The sequence below is a fragment of the Aeromonas sp. 1805 genome (genome assembly GCF_013085525.1).
In the GTDB taxonomy this organism is placed as follows: domain Bacteria; phylum Pseudomonadota; class Gammaproteobacteria; order Enterobacterales; family Aeromonadaceae; genus Aeromonas; species Aeromonas hydrophila.
In genome coordinates this window covers 2,698,134-2,723,097 of the sequence record NZ_CP038515.1, presented here as the reverse complement: position 1 = coordinate 2,723,097, position 24,964 = coordinate 2,698,134, and the positions used below count along the sequence as shown (strand labels likewise).

Below are 24,964 nucleotides of genomic sequence, written 5' to 3'. Positions count from 1 at the left end.
ATCCTTAATTCAAATCAATGCGGGTGCCGTTCAACACGAGCCCCTTGCCGGTAATGGCGATGTTGCCCTCTTTGTCGATGGCGATATAACCACCGGCTGTGGCAATAAGAATGTCCCCATCCTGCGATTGGATGGCGATATTGTTCTTCACCTGCAGCGACTCATTGTCATTGACCATGGTGCTGCGATTTTTGGTGACCGCTACGGTTTGCTCACCCTGCACTTCTGTCACCTGGTCCAGCTTGACCGACACCGTCTGGTTACCCTGAACGGCAACGGTTTGACTCCCGCCCACCTGTTCCGTGTGATTGGCATTCACAGAGGTTGAGCGGTTGTTAAGCACCACCGTATTCATGTCATGTTGAGCGTGGAGGAACACCTCTTCCTGACCCGCTTTGTCTTCAAAACGAAGTTCGTTAAAGCCCTTGCCCTTGTGGGTGTTGCTGCGCAGTGACATGCGGGTTTTGTTAGCTGGCAACCCCTCTGGAGGAAGGTTGGTTGCGTGATAGGTGCGGCCAATGACGATGGGCTGGTCAGGGTCCCCCTCAAGGAAGCTCACAATGACCTCATGGCCAATGCGCGGAATGGCCATCATGCCATAGCCACCTCCGGCCCAGGCCTGACCAACCCTTACCCAGCAGGAGCTGTGCTCATCGCTGGCGCCATACCTGTCCCAAGGGAACTGCAGCTTGATGCGGCCAAATTTATCGCAGTAGATTTCCTCTCCAGCAGGCCCCACAACAGTGGCAATCTGCGCCCCATCAACCAGAGGCTTATGAGGCATCTGCGCACGCCAGGTGGTGGTAGCCTTTACTACCCCAAAATCGTTGTAATACACCGTGGGCTCGCTACCACCTTCTTCCTCCAATGCTTGAGGCTGCTTACCGGTGTGTGTCACATGCACTACTTGCCAGGCAATGTTGAGTACAGGTGCAGGGTGTTCCGATAGCTCGAAACTCAGTCCAGGCATCAACCCCGCCTCTGTCGAGTGCCCATTTCCCGTCACCGCGTCGGCTCGCAGCGCATCCAGTCGATGCTGAGCAAATGCCTTGCCGCTTGGGTCCTGCTTGAAGCGACCGGGATAGTCGAAGTGCTGGTAGCTATCGCGCTGGTGTTCCAGCTCAGCCCCCATTTTTTTGTGAGACAGGCCATAAGCTGGGGTCTTGAAGCTGTAGTCTTTGAGTTCTACATCGCTCGGACGCACAGCTTCCTGATAATGGAACCGGCGTACAAACGCCCCCTGCTGCAACCCTTGATTGGCCAGATTGAAAAAGAGGGCGGGCCCTTCCTGCAGCGCTGCAGCATCATCGGCAAAAACGAGCCGATGCTTGCCTGCTTCAAATTCGTGGAAGTAGAACATTCCCTCTTCAGCCGCTAGCCGGTTCAAAAAAGCCAAATCGCTCTCACGGTACTGAACGCAGTATTCGCGCTGGGCATGCTCGTTTTTCAGGGCAAAGGCATAGTCGGTAATACCGTGCTCTTGCAGCAAGATGGAGAGGATCTCTTCAGGCTTCTGCGCCTGGAAGATGCGGGCATTGGTACGTAAGGAGAGCCGCCATAGTGCAGGCTTCACCACCATGCTGTATCGGGTACGACGAAACCCAGTATCGCCCTGAGCAAATTGGGCCACCACGCCACTGACACGGCGCAGAAGATCCCCCTCAAACCACACCAGCAGTTCACAGGGCTGATCCAACACGGCACCGAAATCAATGTCACTCAGTAGACTGGCCAACTCGAGATGAAGGTCAAATGGACGATTGAGCCCTTCGTTAAGCTCAAAGCTTGCCACAGCAAAGGTGGGGGCAGGCAGCGTGCCCACCTTAACGGTGAATTGCAATCCGGTCTGATTAGCCATGATATCTCCCTATCACCTTTCGAAACTGCACCAGAAACCTGTCAAAACACCACGCTACCGCCCTCTCTGGTACACAAGCGGTCACCAAAGATAAGTAACATGACGGGTAATCCGCTGTTTGTGTCTGCATAACAGAACACCCCTTATTGCTTTGCTATCACTCCGCATTCACCAACACGGTTCAACTGGTAGGCAGGGGGATGGCAAAGCAGAAAAACTCCGGCAGCCCAAGACTGTCCGGAGAAATAGGCGATAAAAGGCCGGTGCACACCGGCCACAACATACGAGATGACTTACAAGGAATAGCAAGGTAAAAACGCGAGGTTTAGGCCTCGATCGGCGCGCGCCAGTCGTCCGCACCGGAGGTGCCGGCAACGGTGTGCTCCCAATCGATTTTGCGGTAGGCCAGAGAGACCTGGATCAGCTGGGTGAAGTCAGACTTCGCCGGATCCTGGCAGTGTGGCATCTGGCAGTCGATGTCGACGATGGTGGCATCGGTCAGCACGGTAGAGAAGAAGTGCTCCTGCTTGCCCTCGACGGAGGTGCGGTACCACTTCAGGGTCACTTTCGGCAGCATCTCGCCGGAAGCCAGGGAGTTGTACATCAGCGGCACGGCTTTATTCAGCGCAACGGTGAACTTGAACGGCTTGTGGACACGCTGACCAGCAGGCTGACCGGATTGCGGGTCAGTCGGTACGGTCACGACGTGTTGGAACTCTTGTACCAGCATCTCGTCTTCGTGACCTTGCACAAAGATGTTGCCGACGGAGTCAGAGGTGAAGGCACCGGCGGTGATGTTGCCCTGGGTTTTACCTTCGATGCTGATATAACATGGAGTTGGCATGAGTATGCTCCTGATTGGTTGAACGGTAATGACACTCGACCGAACCAGTTAGCAGCGACCATGCCACTTTTTTGTTTTGTTATTTATCAGCCACTTACCCCAAACCCGCACTCCGACCACTCAGTTTTGAGCAAGCCTTCGCTCAAATTGTGCTGATATATCGGCAATGGTTGCACATGCAGTAGTTTAATCCGTGTGGTGAGCATGATTTTGCGCCAAACAGCCTTATTCACTCACATCATCTGAGAGATCCACCTTTGTTCTAGCACTCCTGCGCCCTTTTCTGGGTTGGACGACACGATTGAATGCTGCTAACACAGCCCCGTCCTTACGAGACCAATCCAGCATTTGCCTGATGAGATTGCCTTCTGCCAACCCTGGAGCCTTCCTGGTTTGCTGAAAGGTGGGCAATTTATGATTTTCGGCATCAATTTCTGCCGTCAAACGTTCACAGAAAAGCCAAACCGCCTCAGATATCGACTCTGCTGCCTTTTGCTTCGTTTCATACTTCCCTGGGCCTTCACCCTGCAGCAGCCTGACGATCTCTTGCTTCACGCTGTCATAGCGTTCATTCTTTACTTTCCCTCCCTTCTCCCTCGCCACCATTTTCTTTTCTTCTCGAATTTCTTGGATATGGGCGATATCAAGAGCCTCTAGTAAACCAATCAATTTCATCAATACACGTATTGCCCCCAAGAGAGCCTTGCTCGCTTCGTCTGGCTGTGTTTTTTTAGCTTCTGGCTCCAGACATAATAACGCGCCGCGATATTGCTATATTTCCATATCCGCTCTGGAAAATCTTTCTTGGGGCGATCAAAAGTGGTGACATACTCAAGATGCGCAATGTCTTTCACGTTATGGATCGGCATCCAGAAAATATAAAGATGTATGTTTTGACTCCGCTCATCAACAGAGTAGTCCTTCAACAATATATCTGTTGACGCCAACCATACCGTGCTCTGAGCCCACTCCGCATCAGCGCAGAGCACTCTCAGGTCTTTTAGACGTTCTTCGTACTCAGCAGTCAACACATAGAATAAAAATTTACCCATAAATCAATCGCTTATCGTTTTTTGTTGTACGTAAAATTTATTGGTTAGCACACGTATTTTCGATGCCAAGTGAAAACGCTAATCTTGCCCTCGTCGAAAGTCAACCGACCAAGAGGAACGCAAACCATGGCTACACAACCCAGAGTGAAGGTATTACGAATGCCCGCCGTCGAAGATAAATTAGGCGTTGCACGCTCAACCGTTTATGACTGGCTCAACCCCAACTCCCCCCGATACGACCCGACCTTGCCTCGTCCCAGGCACTTAGGCAAACAGTCCGTAGGCTGGATTGAATCTGAACTCGATGAGTGGATATTGAATCGCGGATAAACATCTTCTCTTCGCATTGGAATTATCTCAGCTATACCTGCATCAGATTACTGTAAAACCAAAAGGATGATATATGCCTAAACGTATCACGTTTCAAGCAGATAGAGATTCGACTATTTGTGAGATAGATAATTATTGCCGAGCCAAAAAAAATTTCTCGCTCAGCAGTTATTTCAAGCTTGCTGAACGCATTAGTGCCGAGACTGAAACGCATCAATACTCATTATAATGCGGCAAACAATCTCGAGCGTGAATTAACGAATATGCTGGGGCAGCAAGATTGCTTGCTGCCAAAACAACAATTTTCAAACAGCGCAGAAGAACATTTTCATCAGATATGGATGATGAAAATTCGACATCCCCAGAACATTATTGACTACCAAATCCATGAACATCAGAAAAACAAAGCCAGCATGGAACAAGATGAAATAACCTATATCAAGGAAATGCTTGAAAACATTGTCAGCAAAATGAACGTTGAAAAAGCCATCTTTATCTATACCGACAGACGAGTATCTCACAAATTGCAGAAAGCTGGAGGGCTATCAAACACGCTGCTTATCAATCAATCAGAATATGATGCTTATTTCTTTGATTTTGCATGCTCGACGCCATTGCCCATGCTTGATGTCATTGCACATGGGCTCACAGAAGCATCAGGTAACAATATCTACCCCTTGCGTTTGCTGGATACCGATCTACTACCTTGATGACACGGTGATTATGACGCCCGTAATAAAGGCGACCGACGTAAAAAAACAAAAACTGACGATGGATAAAACCATCATCATCAATCTCTTCGGACAGGAGGTAGTAACGTGAGGAGACAGGCACAGAAATGACGTTGTTCAATCTATAGGCGAAAAGGAGGGTTAATGACACCCTTTGTAAGCAGAACCGGCACATTGCATAACCCGTTGGCCTCTGCTTTATCGGCCGCACAACCTTGTGCCATTCACTCTTGAGAGGAATGTTAAACCGATGAGCGAGGGGTACCAATGTAAATCAGGAAGGCCCAAGGGCAGTCACGTTGCAAATGCTATCCAACAATGTCGGCACTTAGGCATGACACAAGCGAATACAGCAATCGCACTGAACATCAGTATATCAACGGTTAAACGATATTGGTCTAGATGCGTGATTGAAATATTTTGTCGCTAATTAATGAGTGATATTTCACTATCAATCCTGTGCCACACCGGCCTTTGAGGGGTATAAATCTGTTGGATAGTTATTATATAAGTGTTGTATCAACAATCCTATAATACCATATCAACACACTACATGACCTTAGCCATGGGTAGGGGCGACCTATAGACTACTGATACAGCAAACAGATAAGCCATCTTCTATTTACACAGACAATCCATAGTCTGCTAGCTAGTACGCCATTAGGCGTAGGGTACAGCCATGAGCAAGTCCCAGAACACATGAACATGGTGCTGGCTGCCTATAAGGCTACGTGACTAGGATAACGTCAGCCCCTCTTAGGGGCACTATTGGATTAAGAATGTATCCGTGAAGTAGGACATATCACTCTGTAACGTTTAGCCCCTGTAAGGGGGAATATTAGAAACATAACAATGCCCACAGCATATATCCCCCTCTAGGGGAACGTACACGCTCGCACCTGAAAACATGAACCAATATAGGAATTCACAACATGAAATACTATCAAACCATCTTTGGCCCCCATATCCTCGACTACTACACCCGCATTATTGACCTTATCCGCGCAGCTCTCGTAACGCATCCGAGAACCTTAGTGCCGCGGGTTGATTTACATGACCCAGCCATTATCAACCATGGTGATATGCTAACAAGCTTTCACAAGAACCAAGGGTGTGTCATGAATAACTTCATTATCTCTCTGAATTCCAAAATAACAGCCAGTCAACGACGGCTAGCCAAAGCAGGTAAACGGGTTTATCCCAACACACTCCGTTATGCATGGGTTCGTGAATTCAGCCAAACAGGGAAGCGTCACTTTCACATTATCTTGCTGCTAAACAAAGATGCCTTCTTCCATCTCGGAGATTACAATATTGAAAACAGCACCCTCAGAACTATGATAACAACAGCATGGTGTAGCGCATTAAACCTCCTCCCCGAAGAGGGGCATTACTTAGTCCACTATCCTACCAACGGGAAATACACCCTCCATAAGGAGGCCGTAGATCGAGGCATTTATCCGGCTGAGTTCATGAACCGCATCCATTACATGACCAAAGCCAAAAGTAAATCCTTTCATGATGGGTATCGCAACTTTGGTTGCAGTCGCATTTAAGAACCACATCGATTAAACGAAATTACAGATATATTTTACTGTAGTGAATATAGCCGAGGGACTGCTCTACGCAGTCCCTTTTACCATTTATCGCATCACAGAAAACACATTGCGCTTTCAGAGAGATGTTTGCGTTAACCTCTGGCTAGACGGCTAACCAACCGCTCGACTGTCTCTAGTAACAAAGCCCGGTCGGCATCATCGAGCCGGGCCAATTGCTTACTCAGCACAATACCCTGTTCAGTGGGCCGGTTACTGGTCTCACGCAGAAAGTCCGCCAGCTCACAGCCAAACAGCTGAGCGAGCTCAGCCAACCGTACCACGGTAGGCACCACAATCCCCCGCTCCATCCGGGAGACGGCCTCCATCCCGATATTGAGGTGTTCAGCCACCTGCTCCTGGGTAAACCCGGCCTGGTTACGCTGACGCCCAATAGCCTTGCCCACATTCTTGGCTAACTGCTCAAAGTTGATATCTGTCATAAGTCCTCCAGCCAACCCCTATGGTTGGGTATGGACTCGTTGACATGAAGAACCACAAAAGGTGAGGATCAACCCAAAAGGTTGCCATTGGGCATTTTCTGCCTATCTCACCGGACTAGGGTTATCCCCTTCTCTACGACTTACTACCAATAGGAGTTCTCATGAAACGACTCGTTCCATTGCTCACCCTGGCAGTCACAGCACCGAGTGTCATGGCCAGCAACATCAATGACATCTGGTCCTATCAAGACAGTGATGGCACCACCTTGGCTCAAGCGTGTAATAACAAACGTACCTGCGAGCTGATCTACAAAAACAGCCACTACCTTGCCCTCGTCAACAACCGCTCCCAAACGGGCTGTGCCACTGGCGATCTGCTGGTTGCCGAACACGCCAGTCGCAGCTTTAAGAAACTGGATACCGGCACCTGCAGCGCCTCAGCCAGTATCGAGGTCAATACCTACAATCAGCTGAACAATGTCGATGTCATGATCGGTGACCGACTCATCAAGCGTTATCCGCTAGATGCCTGGATGTGGGGAGAAGTACGCAAGGCGGGTAAAGGAGCGTCCTGGAGCAAGGCAGAAGAGAATGCCAAGAAGCCTCAGATGCTGGATGCACCAAAAGGCCCCCCTGCACAGTGGGTGGCCGAAGAGGGGCGTTATGGCCCCCGCTATACCCTGGTACAGGGGCGGGACTACTCCCGATCTGTACTGGAGATCAAATGCGCCTACCAGATGCCGAGGGCAACCTGGCCACTGCACTCCGAGCTCAGATACACCAGAGCCTACGATGCCTCAAACACCGTCGAGGAGATCGAGGTCGATGGTAAGCGCCTGTCCGGTAAAGCCAAAAGCCAAGCTGAGTGGACTCAGCTCGTCAACGCTATCCTCTCCGCCTCAACCCTGAGTGTCTACAGTGGGCAGGATCAAAAAGCCACATGGACCGTCAAGCCCACGAAGTTGACCTCCACTTGCGACTATTACAACGGGTGAGTCATGAATATCGTTCCAACCAGATTCTCGATAGCTGCCCTGATGGCTTGTGGACTGCTCTGGGCAAACGCCAGCCATGCAGAAGATCAGCGCTACCTCGCGATCCAGCACACTGACACCGTCTACGCCAACCAAGGCGTCTGCGCCTACCACTTTTCCCTCGATAGCGGTGGGGCCGATGAGTTTGGTCGGCTGTACATCACGCTGCAATTCAATGACAAGAAGGGCAAAGCGCTGGCCGAATCAACACTAGAAGTGGAACCTTTCGGCGGGAGCTCAGCCACACGCTATGGCGGTGGCTTTACGGAGGTTGACTGCGGACAGGTAGAGCAGGCCAAGTCCATCACCATCATTCAGGCGACCGAGGTGCTCGCTCACAACGAAGTCACCCGGCTACCAGTTTCCACCTTCACACCCGAGTTTCATCAACCACTGAAGATCACCGTGGGCGGCAAGTAGCCCACTCAGAAAAAATAAAGCCAAAGGGCGTCACCATCACGGTGACGCCCTTTTTCATTTCCCCCCCTTGATGAGGAACATCACCCCATGACACGACATTTCATTATTGGCGATCACTTGGTAACACCGCAGCCTGAAGGCCACCATCACGGACTCTTTGTTGGCCATGACCTGGTCATTCACTGTCGACCATCCCCTTCCGGAGAGCACTCAGGCCAACTGGCGTTGACCTCGCTGGCTGAATTCAGTCAGCACTGCACCATTGAGGTCCAGCCCCATGCCCAACGCCTGTTCAGTCGAGAGGAAAGCCTGACACGGGCTTACGCCCGACTCAATGAAGGTGAGCAAGGTCAACAGTTCGCCAATGGCGAGCGATTTGTCACTTGGTGCATAGAAGGGGTTCAGCATCCCCCAAAGCTGCTGCAAACCGCTGTAGCAACGGTGGTGGCAGCTGAGGTGGCTCGCCATACGCTGGGTAAAGCAGCCACCAGTGCAACGGCTGGGCTTGCAGCTACCACACTGGCCACGACTGCTGGCGGTAGTGGTGCCGCTGTGACAGTGGTGTCGGTGACCGGCATCGTTTCAGCCCCACTGTTAGCTCCCCTTGCAGTAGGCGCCGTCGCGGCCTATGGCGTCAGCAAACTGTGGGATTGGCTCAAAGACTGACCCCACATGAAGGCCCCTCTTTTCCACTCACCGAGGACACATCATGACAATTCCTTTTCACCAGGACGGCTTTGCACTGCCCGTGGCCCAAGCGCTGCTCGCATTACTCAATCAGGAAGCCGCCACTATCGGCCTCAACCTCGAGCGCCTGACTCAACTCACCTTCAACTTTCGCAGTCCCACCTATAGCCCCGAGCAGGGAGGGGCTCACCCCGTCGAGATCCGCCTGATCCGTGGGCTCGATGGCTAGCTGTTCGATTACGTCACCAATTTCAGTTACCAGGGAATGGGTCAGGATGCCGAGCTCTGTAAGGAGCTCGATTTCAACTTCCTGGATGACGAACACTATTTGCAAGGATGGGGCCCGATGCAACGCGCCGAGGCCCACGAGTTATTCACCCTGTGGCAGACCAACTTTGTTGCCTACTGCCGGATGGCGTACTTCACCGTTGAGGTCAGCGGGGATTAGGAGGTGTGTGATGACTAACGAACTGCCGCTATCTCACTATTCACGCCAGTGGCTGGGACTGGTTGCGACCAAGGCCAAACTGCAGCCAATCCGCCAGGGTGAGCGCTGGTTGCTGCACCTGACCCCTAATAGCCCACATACCCGCACCGTTACGCTACATCTGCGTTGGTCTGGCGTGCAGTGGCAACTGCTCTCCCTCACCAATGCGAGGACTGGCACACTATGAGCCAGCCTGTGGATGAAATCTGTGTGGACCCCACACGTCGCTGTTTCTGGCGCTGTCAGGCTGGCCCGGTCCCGCTCTCAGAGCAGCCCCGTGTACTGGGGCGCTTTTTGAGCGACCTGCAGCGTGCCTGCATTCATCACGGCTATGGCGTGGAGAGTGACCCCTTACCCCAAGAGGAGGCACACGATGCCCAAACAACCGATAGCCGTTGAGCTGGAAGCGATTAATCGGGATGGCGAGGCTCAGGTGGTGCGTGACAGTGGCCTGACCGTACAGGGCTACAGTGTCTACCTGCGAGCGGTAGAGGCCAGCGGATTGACCCTGGCTACCTGGGTGGCAGACTACGACACCATTGGCCCAGCTTACCAACTGGCGGAACGGCTGAGTATTGCACTCGCTATCCCCCTCACTGTACTGGTCCCCGGATTGCTGATACCGGTGAAGCGTGACCCCGCTGCCACGGGCAACTGAACTACCCTCAAAGTGAACCAACAACCGCTCTACCTTTAACCCCGACATGCTTCATGCGTGCCGGGGTTTTGTTTATTTGGAGAATTCCACTATGCGTTACCACAAGCTGAAAGCTGGAGAATGCCCCGGCACCTATGTCGTCACCGAACCCGTAACCGAGCAAGACCTGCTGCGTATCGCCAATCAGATTGCCCGCAAGCGCCTAGCCAAAGAAAGGTACTGCCATCACCAGTACCACCGAGGCCGCAGAGCGGCTGCAAACCCTGCTACAAGACCGGGAGCATGAAGTGTTTGGTGCACTGTTTCTCGACTCCCAACATCGTGTGTTGGCCTTTGAGGAGCTGTTCCGCGGCACCCTCGACAGCGCCAGCATCTACCCACGGGAGGTGGTCAAAAGGGCCTTATTACTCAATTCCGGGGCCATCATTGCGGTCCATAATCACCCTAGTGGTGACCCGGAGCCAAGCCACTCTGACCGGGTCTTTACCCAGGCCCTCACAGAGACCTTGGCACTGGTTGATATCCGGTTGCTCGACCATCTGGTGGTTGGTGCCGAGGGCGTAGTCTCGCTGGCCGAAAGAGGTCAGCTATGAACCAGACCCTAGGTAAGTCACACCTCACCACCATCGACATCCTTATCGAGCTGCGCTGCTGGCTTGCAGACAACGTCGACATGCAGGCTGAGCCCGCTATCGTGGCTCACCTGCCAAATGGCTACCTGCTCACCCAAGCTGACTGTATCGAGGTTATCGATGTGCTGCTCCATCAGCTGCGTCATTAGCAAAGCCAAGAGGGAACAAGCATCATGCGATTACCCAATCCCTATTCCCTTGAGGAAACACTGGGCAAGCTGCGCGATGGCCTGGCTGCCGCCAGCAACGAGGATGCATTGACGTTGCTGGAAAAGGCCATCGCCAAGGCCAGTGATGACGAGGTTTATGCCAGGCAGCTTAAAGAGACCTTGCTTCAAGGGTCCACCATCGAGATCCATGAATGCTTCAGTTGCTTTGGCGACTACTTCGAGCGCTCCCGAGACGTACTGCCCTATTACCCGCATCACGATGCCGTCAACGGCATTGATTGTGCGCTCTACGCCATCCTGTTTGATGCGGCTCTCCCCAGCACAGAGCAAGCGCACGAATAACGCCAGCATCCCCAAATCCAGATCAACAGCGCTCGCTCCGTGATCCGGATATTCCGACACAACCCACAGGGCCACCTCACTGCAGGTGGCCTTTTGCATTTCAAGGAGTCATCCCCATGTCTGCTTTCATGATTGACCGCAAGGACTACCTTGCCTTTGCCGTACAGTTACACCGTTTTTGCAATGCCCCGATGCCTCCGCACTACACCCTTGAGTTGCTGCGCACCCTCTGGTGGCTGCCGCCAGTAGACACGACCAGTACCTGGACATGGCGAGTTGATCGGTTGGTGTGGTTGATGATGCTCGCCAACAGGCGGGCGGTCTGGCATCGCTATCAGCTGGGGCGCCAGCAAGAGCAGAAGGAACCACGCCAGCGTGGCTCAACCAAACTGGGACCGCTCAAACCGGCTCATCGCTACCACCAGGCACCACTCACCGATGCCGAATTGGTGGCGCTGTACAAATTCACCTGCTGCGCCCTGTACCAATCGAGCGAATGGAGCGGGAGCCCAGAGCAGGCTCCCCGGCTAGTGAAGGTAATCCAGCAGTTGCAGCAGGCGCTGGCGCAAGACGTGCTGACCCGGCTGTCACTGTGGGAGCAAGCCCCTTGGGGAGAGATGTGATGAACCTTTCCATCACTCTGACAGTGACAAGCTCACCACCGAGCTCAACCGTCCAGATAGCTCAACGTATCGCCGATGACATGGCACACCTGCATCATCGTCTGGGTGATGGGGTCAGTGATGAATTGGGCATCAGTATCAGTTACCTGGTCGAACAGTTTGCGCTGCTGGCAGCGGCTTACCGTTCACCTTCAGAAAGAGAGAAACACCCATGATCGAATTCAACGATAGCTTCACTCAGGTCGCAGTCGCTCAGGCCATGAGCGCACATAGCGATTTGCATAGGCTCATTACCTATCAGCTCACCTTCCCGAAGTGGGCACACGACTATGACGAGACCGGCAAGCGCACTGGCCCCGACAAGATCAAGCCCGTGCCAACGATGCACAAGACCACGCTGTTCGTGAGTCCACTGGACATGGTGGACAACCTGCCCCGCGAGATTAACTTTGCGTGGTGGAAGCGTGAGTGCAACGACCTCGGCTATCCCGTTGACGAGTGGCGACGCACCATTGTGGGTGCCTACTTCAACCACTGCACCAACGACAACCCAAACTGGAGCAGCCACACATGAGCATCTTCGAACACATGACATGGGGACTGGGCACCCCGAACCTGCCCAAGCTGGGGGCTCGAGCCATTTTGCAACGTGGTTATGTTGATTTCCTGGGTGACCGTGCCGGTATGTACGGCGAATCAGACGAGGCGTGGCGGGCCGAGTGCGACACGGTGCTGCCGCACTTCCTGCGTGAGTTAACCAAAATGGCCAAGGCATACCAGATATGCACCGACATGGACGAGGTGTTTCGCCTTGAACACAAGGGCTGGGTGTGTGAAGCCAGTCCGAGGCGCAGCTACGGCTACCTCTACCTCGACATCTAAGCGGGGTGTTTGTTTCAAGGAGAAGTATCATGAACAAGTTCTACCACGTGGGCACACTGGCCCGCCGTGAAGTCACCGCCCTGCTGCACACGCTGACGCACAATGCAGCCGCCAATGCCGAGGGATCCTCAACTACGTGGGCAGCAAGCTGAACCCCTACGACCCGCGCAAAGAGAAGGCCAAGGCACGGCACACATTGCGCTGAGTCAAGAAGGCTCTGAAGGTAGGGCGAATCCCGCTTGAGCTCACCGTGACGGGTTGCCGTATCGACCGGGGGAGTCATCAGGCTGACCGTTACTACTACGACCGCACGCTACTGGCTCAAGGCTGGCAGCAGTACGACACCGAGGAAGATGCCTGGTACTTTGGCATCTGGATTAACACAGAGAAGCTGGAGACCTTTACCTACGCCGAAGGGGATACCAGCCATGTGATTGCGCCAAACGTCGAAGCGTTTCGTGCTGAATTGGCGCGGCTATACCAGTACCACCCACAGGCCCCTGCGTTTATCGCAATCGACCCGGAAGCGGGCGTTGTAACCCACCACTTTGAAGCCAAACCGGAGGTGTGAAATGGCTAAGAACATAGCCATCAAGGTACCCGGCAAACATCCGCAAACTGGCGAGCTCACCACCTTTGAGCTCAAGGGTCAGCGCATGGATATCGACATCGGTGGGCAAGCAGTCCCTTTTTCATCCACGTTCGGGGTATCGGAACCTCACAAATTCACATACTGCGCGGCAGGTAGCCGAATACGGCTCTCTGCACCTGCTCGACAGACTCAATTACAAGCCTGTTATCAATCCATAGGTCACCCCGCATGATGCTCAACATGGTTATAACAACCATACGGACTCCTGCTCCAAGGCCTTACCTTCCCTTTGCATGAATTGAATAAGTTGCTTTACTGGCATCTCAAAGTCACCGAAGGCGGCATGTCCCCGCATAATCTTGAACTCGCGTTGGGTATCCTGCCAAAGTAACTCACAACCAAATTCAGATAAAAGGTTTTGCCAATCCGGCATCAGCCACATGTGTATGGCACTGCCTAACCTTGCCCGTATGCGAGCATAGTTGAGCAACCCAACACCATCATAATCAGGGAAAAACCAGATCTCAGGGGCTCGCTGACATTCTGACAACCAGTCGATCACACTGTTGGGCAGTTGCCCACTGTAATAAGCCACGCTGCATGGATCGTTCGAAGGTAACCAATCCAGTCGGTCAAACAACGCTTGGTTTTCTACAAACCACAGGGGATGAGATGTGCACCATGAGTTGTCGGAGTGAATTGCCAATACGGCAGCCCCAAAGTTATCTGTGCTTTCGCGCAAATTAAGCTGGTGATTATGATCATTCTGCCAGCTGACCTGGCCACCTCCCGCCTTCAACAACAAGTAGGAGATGCTATGGCTATGCTCGGCCCCTTTACTATTGCGGGTACTGGCAATGTTACGGGCTCTGCTGGGCAAGTTGGCATTGAGATCATCTTGCTCGACTGGCACCAGTTGCCGCCACTGATGTTCCACCACGATTGGTAGAATCACTTCAAAAACGACCCCACTTCCCTTGGACTTCATCACAACGCTGCCAGTTGCTTGGCCAAAACCCTCCAAGGCTCGCCGTTGGCTCGCAGTCAGTTGTGAACTCGGAAGACAACTTCCTGGCGATTGCCGCAGCTTTTTTAGCGCGGCAATAAGAGCTCTACTCATGAGTTCAACCCCCGAGGCAATAAAATCTGCCAGCTTTGCCGATTGATATGATTTTTACCGTTTCTGTGGTGGATGGGGACGCAGTAACGAGCTGTAGCCAGTGGTGCGGGAGAGGCGCAGATCAGCGCAAAACCGAATTGCTCCGCGATATCGATCAGACTCTTCTGATTGCGGGAATCCAAAGCCAATGCTTCGTCCAGATAGCAGACAGTACGGATCTTCTTAGCCTTATGCTGCATCAAATAGAGCATGGCTAGACCCGTTACCAACTTAGCCATCAACACAGTACCGTGAGATGCTGCACTGTCTATATCCTCAAACGATTCTTCTGACATGTCCTGCTTGCCGATGACAAACTCCAGACCAAACAGGTCTTCTACCCTTAGCCCCTGCTGTCTGTTACCAACATCGAACAGGTACTTTTTGGCGCGCTCCACATCATCGTTATCCAGAATGCTTTGCTGATTGAACAGGTCAAAGCTCTCACCGCTATCCACTTGCGCTGCTGTACTGAGCAACGTATCGATGGCTTTCACTAATTCGATATCGTCCCGTGCTTCGATTTTGAATACCTTGAGGTCAGACAGCTGGCGTTGGCTGATCAGCCGATTGAAGTCACGCATTCGTCCTTTAAACGCCTCAAGTCCCTGCTTGAGCTGCTTGAGACAGGCCACCACACTGATCACCGCACTACGGGCGCGTTTTTCTAGCGCTTCTTTCTCTTTTGGCAAAATTCGATGAAAATCTAGGATCTTAGCCCACTCGACATCATCACCCTCGCTGAATTGGAACTTGGTCAGTCCACCTGCATGCAACGACTGCAACCCTAGCTGCAGCGTTCTGTGCAACTCCTGCAGCTGTCTACAATCCGCCTGATAATTCTGCAATCGTTCATCCAAATGGTCCAACGTCCATTCAGGTTCCCCTAACCAAGGATGGTGGGGCCGATCTTTCAGGTTGCTAAACATCGGGCCCAGATCCTCTCGCCTACTTCGTTCGGCCTCAATCCGGGTGTGCCTCCAAGCCAACTTATCCTGCTCCTGTGTAAGTGCATTAATCTTATTCTGTAGCTGCTCCCCCCTCTCTACCGATGCATCTAACTGGGCCTTGAGCAGATCCAGATCGGCGTTGAGAACCGCTATCTGCGCGGTTCTTTCATCGCTTTGTGCCAGTAATTTCTGCCAGGTATCGAACTCCGCCAACTCTTGTTCCAGTTGCTTTTTATCCTGTTCAAGCTGTTGCTTATACGCTTCTGCTTCATCCCATTTCTCAGCAACCTGTAGCTGCTCCAGTAAACTGGCTATCTCCCTCTCTGTGTCGCGGATCCGTTCATCCAGCTCGACTTCACTCATTTGCTGAAACTGGGGGGATAACCCGGCCAGGCTCACCCGCAAACCGGCCAGCTCCAGGGCATCTGCAGGAGATTGCGCCAACTGTTTTTGTAGTCGTGACACATCTAAATCAAACGACTGAGGCCCTAACCCCATGACCCCTGACTGCAATACCCGATTAAGTCGCGATAACTCTGGCTCGGACAGTTGGCTGGATAATCGTCGATACAGATTATCTGCTAACGTTTTCTTCTGCTCCCTCAGACTCTGGCACCCTGCTTGCCGTTGCTCCAGGTCAAGTTTGATGGCCTTCACGCTACGGCCTTTGGCCTGGCCAAGTAGGGTGATTTGCTTTTCCAGGAGCACCTGCAGCGAGGTCAACTGTGTCTCGAGTTGACCTCTGCCAGAGTACAAAGTGAAACGTCGTCCCAGTGCATTTTGTTGTTCATCTTGTCCAGCAAGCACATTACGCTCTTGCTTCTTTGCGTTATCCGCCAGAGTAAGCTCCCTATCTCGGCTTTGCTGCTGCCCCTGCTCTTCCTTGTGTTGGCGCACATTGTCCGCCAACTCCTCGAGTCTGCGCTGATAATAGGTCTGCCACTGTTGCAGGCCCTCTTCTATTTTGGAACGCCACGCGACAATCTTGCCCCTGATAGCAAGTCGAGTCTCAACCCGTTCAGCCAGCTCCTCAATCCGTTTGGCTTGTTCCAATGCGGCCTGATATTGAGCTCGCTCACTATTAACCTCGCTAAAAGCCTTTTCCCACTCCTGCTTGAAATCAATGGCAGCATCAGTCAAGTCCCGCTTGAATATCTCGAGCAGATATTTTTTGACATGACCGGAGGTGAGTTTGTCTAGCCGCAAGGTTTGTGTCAGTACCCGACGATAGGCGTCGGCGTCGGACTGATGCTCGAGATGGAATAGGGTGAAATCGGGTTCGCTATCTGAACGCTTCTTTCTGCTGCCATAGAGGGCGTCTCGAAATTCGCTGGGGTGTTTGTAGATAGTCACCAACCGTTGGCGACTGGCCAGATGGCTCACCAGTTGCGGCTCCGCCACCAGATTGCCATCCTCCAAACGATAATCGTCCAGTTCTAGCTCCCCTTTGTAGGCAAAATACTGGTAATCGTGACTTACCCCCTTACCAACACAGCCCAGCACTACGGTGCCGGTCTGGGGCAGACAAGCTTGTAAAAGGATGTAAGAGCTGTTGTTGGGAAAGTAAAAGCGCCTAGATTTCTCGCGGTCGTGGGCACCAAAATCCATGGCCCGTTGATCTATGATCAAGAGAAACTGCAGTGCATTGATAAGGCTGGTTTTGCCGGTGTTATTTGGCGCGATGAGGGATACAGAGGCATCGAGTGGAAGTTCAGCTCGCTGATAACCGGCACTGCCCAAGAGCACCAAGTGCTCAAACCCGTACTGGATCATACATATTCCTCCTCATCCTCTGGCTGGTCATCTCCCTCCGACGTTTGCATCTCGAAAATACCGTCTTGCATAGACATCAGGGACTCGAAGTGTTCCAGGTAGCGATTAACGGCTGGTAGTAGCTGCCAATACCCGTTGTGCGCCAGGACGAATCCCAACCTGGTGGCACTCTCTAACAAACCGGTGAATCTATCCAGATCAAGGCCTTCGGCCTTCAACAACTCCTGATGTTGCTCATACACTTCGGCTATCAACGGCTTGTCGATACGCCAGTCACCAAAGCGTGATAATGGTTGCCCCACATCTGCTTGGGTGTTGAACAGGCACATGAATAGCAAAGCGAACTGGCTGCTCGTCTTGTTAACCGCATTATTCGCCTCATCAGTGTGAAACCAGGCGTAACCTCGCTGTGCGATCCGCAGATCAAATCCCAGCGCGGAAAACAGAGCCTGATAACTATCCTGCTCACGCTCCAGCTCTGCCCAAAGAGCTGGTTCGGCTACGCGATTGAGGTGCTTGCCACTGTTGAACAGACGAAACAGATCGCTCAATGCTGTGAGCGATTCCAATTGAGAGATGAAGGCATTCATGATGGTTCTATCCGATGGGGGTAATATTGGACCTGCACTGTTTGCAGATCGGTTTTGGTACTGTCTCGGTGATGGCTGGCTTTCCAGCTCGGCTCTCTGACTAATTCGTGATAAAGCCGCAGTAAGGTGGCATCAGTATGTTCCCCGTAGTGTTGCTGCAGCCAGATCAGCAGGTTTTCCACCGGCATGCTTGCTGAAAGGTGCAGCTTGAGCGCGTCTTCATCTACTGCATCCAGCGAATATTCATCGAATGTCACCTCATCCGGAAAAGCGATCAACTGAGGTGTGTAAGCCAGGGCTTCCGCCATCAGTTGCCGGATCTCATATCCAACAGTTGCCCGCCTAGGACGTTCCTGCCGCCAAACTGGTAAGCCCTCCGATGCTTTACGTGAAGAAAGTCCTCTCATTAAGCCCCGCTTACGCACCTGCCCTAGCAGATAGCTGACCGCAGCCGACAAGCTGTTATGCTCCCTCAGCTCCTCCCGCAGAGGTAATAAGGTACTGGCACATTGCTGTGCCACAATACGCCCAAATCGCTGCAGCTCCTTGGCTTGATAAGCAACCTGGCGCAGTTGCAATTGGTGAGAATAGAGCCCGCCTTGGATGTGCATGGTTTCGACCGCCTTATCCAGCACCTTTTCTGCTTGCTCCAGATAGGGATAGAAAGTGCCTGATAGCCCGGAGTCCATCATCTCGTTCATCGGCTCAACATACTGGTCATATGCCTCGAGAACCGCCCGATAGCGGTACTGTATCGGCTGAGCCGAATCACTGGATTTAGCTTGCTCAGCCAAATCCATGATGGCATGGCGGTCAACATCCAATTGCAGTCCGATTTGGCGAAACAGATCTGACAGATGAGCAGCCCCTTGACGAATCAGCTCATGATTGAATGGATCCATCCCTTCCGAGGTCTGCATAATCGCCTGCTTAATTCCATCAACCCTGGCTTTTAGCACGGACGAAAGGCCCAGCTCATGTTCACGGGTAAGGCTTCGAACAAACTCCAGCACTACAGGGTTAACTTGCAGTGTTTCTGTACGTTTCAAACATTGCAGTACGTCACTTTTACACAATGCACGTAACACTTCTGCCGCCTTATCTGGCTCTCCATCAGGAGCATATTGAAGCTTACTGATAATGCCGAGAATGGTCTGCTCATCAAAAGCTGGCCATTCCCGGGACATACGAGCTAACTCCTCTACGACCTCCCAGTGTTTGTACAGCTGGAGCACTAAGCCCTTAGGTGTAGCCATTTCGATTTATCCTGACAGTTCAACAAAAATCATTCTTGTATCAATGAAAACAAGCAGGTACCACATAAGGCGTACATTCTCCTTTGGCACACACTTACAACTGGGTCAGTATATGTAGCCTGGACAGTCATGCCGATACTGGTTACATACACATGTCGCATTTTGGAGCACATATGCCCCCAAAGAACTCACCTGGGATCAGACCCTACGTTTTCGCTTGCTGGAAATCGTGTTGCAGTGGGAAGGACGGCTCACCACCAATCATCTGATGACAGCCTTCAGCATCGGCCGCCAGCAAGCCTCGAAAGATATCAACCTCTATCTAAACGAGTACGCCCCTGAAGGGTTGGTCTATGACCGGAGCCTGAAGGGATACAAACCCACCGACCAGTTTTTGCCACGTTTCAGTGAGGGCAAGGTGGATGAATACCTGATGCTGTTACACCGTGAAAAGCAGCACCAACGCCAACACGAAGCTGGCCTGTTAACCCTACCGCTGATGGATCTGCGTTATGGGCATATCGAGATCCTGGATGTGCCTAACCGCCATATCGACCCCAAGATTGTCCGGGAGTTGGTACAAGCAGCTCGCGGCCAGTTTCGTGTAGATATCGATTATGTGTCGCTCAGTTCTGAGGAACAAAGTGGCCGTAATATCGTGCCTCACACCCTGGTGTATGACGGGATCCGCTGGCACGTGCGGGCCTATTGTGAGAAGAAAGGGGAGTATCTGGATTTCGTGATGAGCCGTTTTCGAGGGGAACCCGATCTACTGGATGCCTCCTCTCACGGTCGGGATCAAGATCTGGAGTGGAATACCCAAGTCACTGCAGTGGTCACCCCTAATCCCTGCCTGAGCAAGGGAAAACAGGCTATCATCTCCAGCGACTACGCCATGACGGATGACAAGTTATTGATCCGCCAGCGTATCCCCCTGATGCACTACGCCCTAGAGCGACTACAGGTGAGTTATCACGGCGAGCACAAGGGCCAACCCCTGCTCTACCCACTAGTGCTGGCAAACCGAGACGAGTTGATTACCAAGGGATGCATCTTCAAACTCAAGAGTGCCGATTTGATCAAGGGTTAAGAGATTGGGGGGCGAGTAATTCTAGAGTGCTGCGAGCGTAATACGGCATGATTGTTGAGTGAAACTTATTGTGCAGGAACTGCTCTGCACCCCGCACGCTGAGTTGTCAGTTAAACCGGTAGCGGTCAACAGCCCCCCAGCCTCACGATATAAAGGGCCAGCCCTCTCAAGCTGGCCCTTTATATCGTCGTAGCAGTTTCTCATGACCCGCTTTATCACTGGGTTCGAGGTGCATTGCTATGCCCCCGAGCTTAACAAGCTGCACCTACGCAACTGGCAGCCATTACCTGTCCCAGCATAACTACCATTCAAGATGGCCAAAGCACACCTGTTTGGCCGCTGGCAACCCGGACATCAAGTGACCATCACCGTGAGCCATCCCAACTACATCAATATCTCCCGGCTTTACTGGGAACGACTGGTAAGCCTGACACGCCTTCCAAAGCATCTGACCAGACAATCCAGATTTTTGCGAAGTGGGGCTTGCCCCATACTGTCACCCCACGCTTTGCTGCTCGTTTTATTCAGGGGCATCATTGCCTGCACTTTCTGTCAGATCAGCCCTCAGTGGTAGGCAAGTGGGAAGAGGAGGCAATAGACTAGCCGGAAGCCACCTCCCCCACCATCATTGAGGAATTAGAAGGAACGCTGTTAATCGGAGAGTTAGATCCTCGTCGCAAGCACTACATTACCATCCAGCACGGCGAGTTCACCTGTGAAGCCGGTACGCTCGTCAGCCTCGTCAGCCTCGTCAGCCTCGTCAGCCATGGCTACGTATAGATCACAATTTACCGTGTTGCGGATCCCGAGTTACAACCGGACCAAAATCATCAGTTCTGGTGGTTGTGTGGACTTTCCCATTCACACCCAAGAATACACAACGGCACTCTCCTCATCTCATATTTCGGCGGAAACTAGATACAATAAGTTCAAATTTCCAAGTATGGTTGGCTAAGCATAGATAGCCACACTATATAATGGAGGATAAATGGCATCTGTAAGACAGGACTTCGAGAGCTTTGTTCGATGGATTTATCGCCCAGAGAAACAAATCCCTATAGATGTGCGCCGCTTAGCCTCTCTTGTATTGGCTAATATCGACACCATTGAAGGAACCTCACGCCAACGAAGTCAGCGTTCCGCCAGCCTCGTTGGACTTATGCGTCGAGAGCTTGCGAACACAGTCGCTACAGCACCAGCAGCAGCAACCGAAGAAGCAGATGCCAACTCGTGGCCATGGACCAAACTTCGGCATCTGACACTAGGTCCATTCCGAGGGTTTCGAGTAGCAGAGCCGTTCGATCTTTCAAAGCAGATCACCCTTTTCTACGGCCCTAATGGTAGTGGTAAGACCAGTTTGTGCGAAGCGTTGGAGTACACCTTACTCGGAGATGTCGAAGAGGCTGGCAACAAGCGCATTGCTGCACGGACCTATCTTGCCAATATCCACGACAGGCGATTCGCCCCACCGGTTCTGAAAGCCATAGATCAGCACGAACGAGAGGTCGATGTAGTTGCCAATCTCGACACCTACCGCTTCTGTTTTATTGAAAAGAACCGCATCGATGCATTCTCAAGAATCGCCGCGCGACCCAACTCCCAACGAGCAGAACTGATTGCCACCCTATTCGGCATGGATCAGTTCAATGAGTTTGTTGGCCACTTCAATGAGTCGATTGACGGGCAACTCATATTGATCGGCGAGCGGCAAAATACCTTAGCTGCACGCCGCAATGCATTAGCAGCAGACCGTGCGACAGTTGAGGGGGAGGTAGCATCTCACTTGGTGCTTTCCGAAGAAGAAGCTGCGTTAGCGAGAGAGTACGCTACTGACACTACCTACGAGGATCTCAAGAACCTAATAGGTACCACTGAAGTTCCTGGTCGACTGCAAGAGCTTGACGGCATTCTTGAAGCTGTTCCATCAAATGTGCTCGGCGTAACCCGCAGGGGTCTCTTGGGCATGTTGGAAAGGGCTCAGCAATGCAGCGAGGCACTCGATGCCATCATCATCGCTCTTCATGCCAAGAGCGACCAAGTGTCATTCAAAGCACTTTATGACTCCGTGCTCGCTCTCCGGGATACCGTCGGAGAGCGCTGCCCGGCATGTGACACTCCGCTCGATGGTCAACCCCACGTAGCAACAAATCCTTACCAGAAAGCGACGATTGGCTTGAAGCAACTAGAGGAGCTGGGAGCCCTACAAGATCAGCAACAAAACGCAGAAGCGACACTCGGACAAGTGTCTCGCGAACTACGCCAGATGTTCAGCCCAATCGCAGTATTTCTCGCCACGCAGGCTGAGGAAGATACCACGGTCGGTCGCTGGCTGGCGCAGTTGTCTGGGGAGCCCGCAGGCCGTTGGTGGTCAGTCATTTACCCACACGCGGTCGCAACTGAAGCACATGTTCCATCGTTGGACGAGATACTTGCCATCGTCGATCGAGCTGCTGCACAAGACGATGAATCGCGGCAGGCTCAGCAAGACCGGCAGCCGCACGTTGCTGAGCGTAGGCGGCTTAGCGAGTTCCAACTGAAAGTTCAGGCACAGGATCTCAAACGACAACAATTGAAAGACAACGTTGAAGCCGCAAGTAACCGTATCAAAACATTTGACGAAACAAATTCAGACCTCATTACTCAAGCAGAGCAAGAGAAGTTAGACATAACGCGAGACACCCCCTTCAAGGCTGTATATGACCGCTTCCTAGAAGAGTTACGGTCATATAGAGATCAGCTTCCACAACACTTAATGGCTGGCTTAAACGACGCTGCTAAAGAGCTCTACAACGCGTTCAATCGCAATGATCGAGATGACGATAAGCTCTCCGCATTGTATTTACCATTATCCGGTGATGGGAAGATTGAAATAAGCTTCCGTGGCAATCCTGATGCTCGTGTTGATGCATTGCATGTCCTTAGCGAAGGCCATATTCGATGCCTCGGATTGGCGATCCTTATGGCCAAGGCAAAAAGCATTGAGTGCCCGGTCATCGTCTTTGATGACGCAATCAATGCAATTGATCATGACCATAGAGGCGGTATTCGCGAAGCCATATTTGAAAGTGACTACTTCGCACAAACTCAGTTGATCGTGACATGTCACAGTAATGAGTTCATCAAAGACATCCAACAACACCTTCCTGTCCAGAGACGGGGTGCATGCCAAGTCTATTTGTTCCGCCACCACGATGGTAACTATCAGCCCAGAGTTACTGGCAACATTCCCAGCGCGAATTATATCGCCAAGGCCCGAGCTGCACGGGAAGCGCTTAATGATAGAGAAGCATTGGCGGCATCGCGCCAAGCTCTGGAGATGCTGTCAGAGAAAACTTGGCGGTGGCTGGGCAGCCATGGTCAAGGTCTGCTGAATCTCCTCCTTGCTGGTGTCGGTGCCGAACCAAGCCTAAGGAATCTTTGCGAGGCGTTGGTCAAAAAGTTGCGCGATGCACATACCTTCGACCATGTTAACAAAAACCAATTATTGAGCGCCTATGGTCAGATTCTAGGAATACCCGTCACTAATCTTGTGTGGACCTATCTCAACAAAGGCACCCATGAGGAGGCCGAACGTGATGATTTTGACGGTGAGCTTGTCGAGACCGTAGTCCAAACGCTCGAGGAACTTGACCGCCTTGACCTTCGCGCTGGCCGCTAGCGAATTACTTGTAGTGTTGTGTACAACCCTTTCCGCTCTCCTTGGGTAGGGCTTACGAACAAGGAAAATAAGCATGAACGAGAACAAGGAGTTTGAGTTGGATGAAGCCGCCGCTCGAAGCCATAACCCTCCCGGGTGGCTAGTTCAGAACGTCGAGATCAAGCCTAGCGGCAAGGCACCCAAAAAGTATGGGCCGACAACCTATAGATTTTCGGCATCGCTCACGCTGAGTATCATTCTTCCCCGGCGAGGCTGGACGCTTGTCAAAAAAGCCAAAAACTATGTCTACCTAACACCACCACCAGAACAACCGACTCCCCCATTCACAATTTCAATTGCCATCCCTATGGCAGAAGAATGTCTTGCACTTGCCCGTAGGAGTTATGCGAGAGGCGAATCGTGGATAGGACAGTTGGGCGAATGGCCAGCTTGGTATCTCCATGAACGCAACACTGACATAGAAGAGATGTGGTGTGATCCTGCCACTGGACAGATGTCGTCACAGCTTCACAACAATCCTCCTAAATCCAGTTTAACCATTGGGGAATGGGGGGTTTGGAAAGCGAAGGTTACAGGAGTGGAGGGAGAGTTTGTGCTCGAGGTACAGCCTCCAACTCACGCTCAAATACAATCAACGAGAAAGACTGAGCAAACGTCGAAACTGGAAGAGGGTGCGTCCCAAGAAATATTGCTGACACGCTATGAAAGAAACGAAAAAGCTCGCAGACGCTGCATTGAACACTATGGCGCCAAGTGTCAGGCGTGTGGACTAGTGTACGAAGCGAAGTATGGCCCGATAGGTGCTGATCTTATCCACGTTCACCATCTCACACCAATATCAGCCATTGGCGAAACCTATGAGGTCGACCCCATCAGTGACCTGATCCCCCTCTGTGCGACGTGCCACCATGTCATCCATCGAAGAAGCCCTCCGTATTCAGTAGATGAACTAAGGGCTGCAATAGCGTCGCAGGAACATCGGCACTAGAGTCAATTCCACATATATCAACTAGTGTATTCTTAAAAGAGTACAAATCCTTCCTGTAAAGGTTATGGGTAACGCGGGGGGCATTTGGAGCTCAACATAAGCCTATTTCAATCATGTTCA

The 24,964-nt window shown here is 52.1% G+C and carries 27 protein-coding genes and 3 pseudogenes; 21 read left to right on the top strand and 9 right to left on the bottom strand.

Features of this window, described 5'->3' with window-relative positions; all coding sequences use genetic code 11:
* Positions 1-4 precede the first annotated feature (4 nt).
* From tssI to E5E96_RS12900, 4 genes are all read right to left on the bottom strand, one after another.
* Positions 5-1,858, bottom strand: coding sequence for a type VI secretion system tip protein VgrG (gene tssI / locus E5E96_RS12915; protein WP_171282328.1), 1,854 nt, complete (start codon positions 1,856-1,858; stop codon positions 5-7).
* A 325-nt stretch (positions 1,859-2,183) separates the two neighbouring features.
* Positions 2,184-2,702 (bottom strand): type VI secretion system effector Hcp1, encoded by a 519-nt coding sequence (gene hcp1, locus E5E96_RS12910; RefSeq protein WP_010634822.1) that lies wholly within the window; start codon positions 2,700-2,702, stop codon positions 2,184-2,186.
* 225 nt (positions 2,703-2,927) lie between these two features.
* Entirely contained in the window at positions 2,928-3,377 is a 450-nt protein-coding gene (locus E5E96_RS22555) for a hypothetical protein (RefSeq protein WP_253264630.1), read from the bottom strand.
* On the bottom strand, positions 3,377-3,754 hold the full coding sequence (locus E5E96_RS12900; RefSeq protein WP_171282327.1) for a hypothetical protein: 378 nt from the start codon (positions 3,752-3,754) through the stop codon (positions 3,377-3,379). Before E5E96_RS12900 ends, E5E96_RS22555 begins: the two co-directional genes overlap by 1 nt.
* Before the next feature lie 126 nt (positions 3,755-3,880).
* Here E5E96_RS12900 and E5E96_RS12895 point away from each other — a divergent pair, with 126 nt between their 5' ends.
* From E5E96_RS12895 to E5E96_RS12885, 3 genes are all read left to right on the top strand, one after another.
* Positions 3,881-4,084, top strand: a complete 204-nt coding sequence (locus E5E96_RS12895) for an AlpA family transcriptional regulator (RefSeq protein ID WP_171282326.1) — start codon at positions 3,881-3,883, stop codon at positions 4,082-4,084.
* Positions 4,085-4,263: 179 nt separating this feature from the next.
* Positions 4,264-4,794, top strand: a complete 531-nt coding sequence (locus tag E5E96_RS12890) for a hypothetical protein (protein ID WP_171282325.1) — start codon at positions 4,264-4,266, stop codon at positions 4,792-4,794.
* Positions 4,795-5,747: 953 nt separating this feature from the next.
* Entirely contained in the window at positions 5,748-6,371 is a 624-nt protein-coding gene (locus tag E5E96_RS12885; protein WP_171282324.1) for an inovirus Gp2 family protein, read from the top strand.
* Positions 6,372-6,505: 134 nt separating this feature from the next.
* On the opposite strand, the gene E5E96_RS12880 is transcribed toward E5E96_RS12885, so the two are convergent.
* A complete protein-coding gene (locus tag E5E96_RS12880; RefSeq protein ID WP_017788605.1) occupies positions 6,506-6,853 on the bottom strand; it encodes a helix-turn-helix domain-containing protein in 348 nt (115 codons plus the stop codon).
* A 161-nt stretch (positions 6,854-7,014) separates the two neighbouring features.
* On the opposite strand from E5E96_RS12880, the gene E5E96_RS12875 reads away from it, so the two are divergent.
* From E5E96_RS12875 to E5E96_RS22550, 14 genes and pseudogenes are all read left to right on the top strand, one after another.
* Positions 7,015-7,848, top strand: coding sequence for a hypothetical protein (locus E5E96_RS12875; protein WP_171282323.1), 834 nt, complete (start codon positions 7,015-7,017; stop codon positions 7,846-7,848).
* A gap of 3 nt (positions 7,849-7,851) precedes the next feature.
* The gene (locus E5E96_RS12870; RefSeq protein WP_042050519.1) at positions 7,852-8,307 is read left to right on the top strand and encodes an IrmA family protein; all 456 of its coding nucleotides are present in this window, start codon (positions 7,852-7,854) and stop codon (positions 8,305-8,307) included.
* Positions 8,308-8,394: 87 nt separating this feature from the next.
* The gene (locus E5E96_RS12865) at positions 8,395-8,973 is read left to right on the top strand and encodes a lecithin retinol acyltransferase family protein (protein ID WP_171282322.1); all 579 of its coding nucleotides are present in this window, start codon (positions 8,395-8,397) and stop codon (positions 8,971-8,973) included.
* Between the two features lie 43 nt (positions 8,974-9,016).
* Positions 9,017-9,442 (top strand): annotated as a pseudogene (locus E5E96_RS12860) (DUF2787 family protein).
* 412 nt (positions 9,443-9,854) lie between these two features.
* Positions 9,855-10,139, top strand: a complete 285-nt coding sequence (locus E5E96_RS12855; protein ID WP_171282321.1) for a hypothetical protein — start codon at positions 9,855-9,857, stop codon at positions 10,137-10,139.
* 91 nt (positions 10,140-10,230) lie between these two features.
* A pseudogene (gene radC / locus E5E96_RS12850) lies at positions 10,231-10,732 on the top strand (DNA repair protein RadC).
* Complete coding sequence (locus tag E5E96_RS12845) at positions 10,729-10,920, top strand: hypothetical protein (protein WP_171282320.1); 192 nt, start codon at positions 10,729-10,731, stop codon at positions 10,918-10,920. Before radC ends, E5E96_RS12845 begins: the two are co-directional and overlap by 4 nt.
* Before the next feature lie 24 nt (positions 10,921-10,944).
* Entirely contained in the window at positions 10,945-11,283 is a 339-nt protein-coding gene (locus E5E96_RS12840) for a hypothetical protein (protein ID WP_171282319.1), read from the top strand.
* A gap of 116 nt (positions 11,284-11,399) precedes the next feature.
* Positions 11,400-11,906 (top strand): hypothetical protein, encoded by a 507-nt coding sequence (locus E5E96_RS12835; RefSeq protein WP_171282318.1) that lies wholly within the window; start codon positions 11,400-11,402, stop codon positions 11,904-11,906.
* Positions 11,906-12,121: a hypothetical protein gene (locus E5E96_RS12830; RefSeq protein WP_171282317.1), complete on the top strand. Its 216-nt coding sequence runs from the start codon at positions 11,906-11,908 to the stop codon at positions 12,119-12,121. The genes E5E96_RS12835 and E5E96_RS12830 overlap by 1 nt, the downstream gene beginning before the upstream one ends.
* Positions 12,118-12,480: a hypothetical protein gene (locus E5E96_RS12825; RefSeq protein WP_171282316.1), complete on the top strand. Its 363-nt coding sequence runs from the start codon at positions 12,118-12,120 to the stop codon at positions 12,478-12,480. The genes E5E96_RS12830 and E5E96_RS12825 overlap by 4 nt, the downstream gene beginning before the upstream one ends.
* Positions 12,477-12,788, top strand: coding sequence for a type IV toxin-antitoxin system YeeU family antitoxin (locus E5E96_RS12820; protein WP_171282315.1), 312 nt, complete (start codon positions 12,477-12,479; stop codon positions 12,786-12,788). The genes E5E96_RS12825 and E5E96_RS12820 overlap by 4 nt, the downstream gene beginning before the upstream one ends.
* 29 nt (positions 12,789-12,817) lie before the next feature.
* Positions 12,818-12,940, top strand: a complete 123-nt coding sequence (locus tag E5E96_RS22760; protein WP_301271269.1) for a hypothetical protein — start codon at positions 12,818-12,820, stop codon at positions 12,938-12,940.
* A 98-nt stretch (positions 12,941-13,038) separates the two neighbouring features.
* Positions 13,039-13,359: a hypothetical protein gene (locus E5E96_RS22550; RefSeq protein WP_253264629.1), complete on the top strand. Its 321-nt coding sequence runs from the start codon at positions 13,039-13,041 to the stop codon at positions 13,357-13,359.
* A gap of 265 nt (positions 13,360-13,624) precedes the next feature.
* On the opposite strand, the gene E5E96_RS12810 is transcribed toward E5E96_RS22550, so the two are convergent.
* From E5E96_RS12810 to E5E96_RS12795, 4 genes are read right to left on the bottom strand one after another with little or no spacing between them, the layout of a single operon-like run.
* Positions 13,625-14,500 carry a hypothetical protein gene (locus E5E96_RS12810; protein WP_171282314.1) on the bottom strand — a complete coding sequence of 292 codons (876 nt, stop codon included), beginning with the start codon at positions 14,498-14,500 and terminating at the stop codon, positions 13,625-13,627.
* The gene (locus E5E96_RS12805) at positions 14,497-17,262 is read right to left on the bottom strand and encodes a hypothetical protein (RefSeq protein ID WP_171282313.1); all 2,766 of its coding nucleotides are present in this window, start codon (positions 17,260-17,262) and stop codon (positions 14,497-14,499) included. The genes E5E96_RS12810 and E5E96_RS12805 overlap by 4 nt, the downstream gene beginning before the upstream one ends.
* Positions 17,259-17,852 carry a hypothetical protein gene (locus E5E96_RS12800; RefSeq protein ID WP_171282312.1) on the bottom strand — a complete coding sequence of 198 codons (594 nt, stop codon included), beginning with the start codon at positions 17,850-17,852 and terminating at the stop codon, positions 17,259-17,261. Before E5E96_RS12800 ends, E5E96_RS12805 begins: the two co-directional genes overlap by 4 nt.
* Entirely contained in the window at positions 17,849-19,039 is a 1,191-nt protein-coding gene (locus E5E96_RS12795) for a hypothetical protein (RefSeq protein WP_253264628.1), read from the bottom strand. Before E5E96_RS12795 ends, E5E96_RS12800 begins: the two co-directional genes overlap by 4 nt.
* A 298-nt stretch (positions 19,040-19,337) precedes the next feature.
* Here E5E96_RS12795 and E5E96_RS12790 point away from each other — a divergent pair, with 298 nt between their 5' ends.
* The 4 genes and pseudogenes from E5E96_RS12790 to E5E96_RS12775 all read left to right on the top strand — a co-directional run bounded on the left by E5E96_RS12790 (position 19,338) and on the right by E5E96_RS12775 (position 24,844).
* Complete coding sequence (locus tag E5E96_RS12790) at positions 19,338-20,198, top strand: WYL domain-containing protein (protein ID WP_253264627.1); 861 nt, start codon at positions 19,338-19,340, stop codon at positions 20,196-20,198.
* Between the two features lie 483 nt (positions 20,199-20,681).
* Positions 20,682-20,978: pseudogene (locus E5E96_RS12785) on the top strand (type IV toxin-antitoxin system YeeU family antitoxin).
* 208 nt (positions 20,979-21,186) lie between these two features.
* Positions 21,187-23,856 carry an AAA family ATPase gene (locus E5E96_RS12780; protein WP_171282309.1) on the top strand — a complete coding sequence of 890 codons (2,670 nt, stop codon included), beginning with the start codon at positions 21,187-21,189 and terminating at the stop codon, positions 23,854-23,856.
* 73 nt (positions 23,857-23,929) lie between these two features.
* Complete coding sequence (locus E5E96_RS12775; RefSeq protein WP_171282308.1) at positions 23,930-24,844, top strand: HNH endonuclease; 915 nt, start codon at positions 23,930-23,932, stop codon at positions 24,842-24,844.
* Positions 24,845-24,964: the final 120 nt, after the last annotated feature.

Excerpts from the sequence above, each read along its gene's own strand:
- E5E96_RS12900 (WP_171282327.1), bottom strand. The coding sequence starts at position 3,754 with ATGGGTAAATTTTTATTCTATGTGTTGACTGCTGAGTACGAAGAACGT.
- E5E96_RS12830 (WP_171282317.1), top strand. The coding sequence starts at position 11,906 with ATGAACCTTTCCATCACTCTGACAGTGACAAGCTCACCACCGAGCTCA.
- E5E96_RS12885 (WP_171282324.1), top strand. The coding sequence starts at position 5,748 with ATGAAATACTATCAAACCATCTTTGGCCCCCATATCCTCGACTACTAC.
- E5E96_RS12875 (WP_171282323.1), top strand. The coding sequence starts at position 7,015 with ATGAAACGACTCGTTCCATTGCTCACCCTGGCAGTCACAGCACCGAGT.
- E5E96_RS12775 (WP_171282308.1), top strand. The coding sequence starts at position 23,930 with ATGAACGAGAACAAGGAGTTTGAGTTGGATGAAGCCGCCGCTCGAAGC.
- E5E96_RS22555 (WP_253264630.1), bottom strand. The coding sequence starts at position 3,377 with ATGAAATTGATTGGTTTACTAGAGGCTCTTGATATCGCCCATATCCAA.
- E5E96_RS12870 (WP_042050519.1), top strand. The coding sequence starts at position 7,852 with ATGAATATCGTTCCAACCAGATTCTCGATAGCTGCCCTGATGGCTTGT.
- E5E96_RS12895 (WP_171282326.1), top strand. The coding sequence starts at position 3,881 with ATGGCTACACAACCCAGAGTGAAGGTATTACGAATGCCCGCCGTCGAA.
- E5E96_RS12845 (WP_171282320.1), top strand. The coding sequence starts at position 10,729 with ATGAACCAGACCCTAGGTAAGTCACACCTCACCACCATCGACATCCTT.
- E5E96_RS12855 (WP_171282321.1), top strand. The coding sequence starts at position 9,855 with ATGCCCAAACAACCGATAGCCGTTGAGCTGGAAGCGATTAATCGGGAT.
- E5E96_RS12865 (WP_171282322.1), top strand. The coding sequence starts at position 8,395 with ATGACACGACATTTCATTATTGGCGATCACTTGGTAACACCGCAGCCT.
- E5E96_RS12795 (WP_253264628.1), bottom strand. The coding sequence starts at position 19,039 with ATGTCCCGGGAATGGCCAGCTTTTGATGAGCAGACCATTCTCGGCATT.
- tssI (WP_171282328.1), bottom strand. The coding sequence starts at position 1,858 with ATGGCTAATCAGACCGGATTGCAATTCACCGTTAAGGTGGGCACGCTG.
- E5E96_RS12825 (WP_171282316.1), top strand. The coding sequence starts at position 12,118 with ATGATCGAATTCAACGATAGCTTCACTCAGGTCGCAGTCGCTCAGGCC.
- E5E96_RS22760 (WP_301271269.1), top strand. The coding sequence starts at position 12,818 with ATGAACAAGTTCTACCACGTGGGCACACTGGCCCGCCGTGAAGTCACC.
- E5E96_RS12835 (WP_171282318.1), top strand. The coding sequence starts at position 11,400 with ATGTCTGCTTTCATGATTGACCGCAAGGACTACCTTGCCTTTGCCGTA.
- hcp1 (WP_010634822.1), bottom strand. The coding sequence starts at position 2,702 with ATGCCAACTCCATGTTATATCAGCATCGAAGGTAAAACCCAGGGCAAC.
- E5E96_RS12810 (WP_171282314.1), bottom strand. The coding sequence starts at position 14,500 with ATGAGTAGAGCTCTTATTGCCGCGCTAAAAAAGCTGCGGCAATCGCCA.
- E5E96_RS12780 (WP_171282309.1), top strand. The coding sequence starts at position 21,187 with ATGGCATCTGTAAGACAGGACTTCGAGAGCTTTGTTCGATGGATTTAT.
- E5E96_RS12820 (WP_171282315.1), top strand. The coding sequence starts at position 12,477 with ATGAGCATCTTCGAACACATGACATGGGGACTGGGCACCCCGAACCTG.
- E5E96_RS12840 (WP_171282319.1), top strand. The coding sequence starts at position 10,945 with ATGCGATTACCCAATCCCTATTCCCTTGAGGAAACACTGGGCAAGCTG.
- E5E96_RS12800 (WP_171282312.1), bottom strand. The coding sequence starts at position 17,852 with ATGAATGCCTTCATCTCTCAATTGGAATCGCTCACAGCATTGAGCGAT.
- E5E96_RS12805 (WP_171282313.1), bottom strand. The coding sequence starts at position 17,262 with ATGATCCAGTACGGGTTTGAGCACTTGGTGCTCTTGGGCAGTGCCGGT.
- E5E96_RS12880 (WP_017788605.1), bottom strand. The coding sequence starts at position 6,853 with ATGACAGATATCAACTTTGAGCAGTTAGCCAAGAATGTGGGCAAGGCT.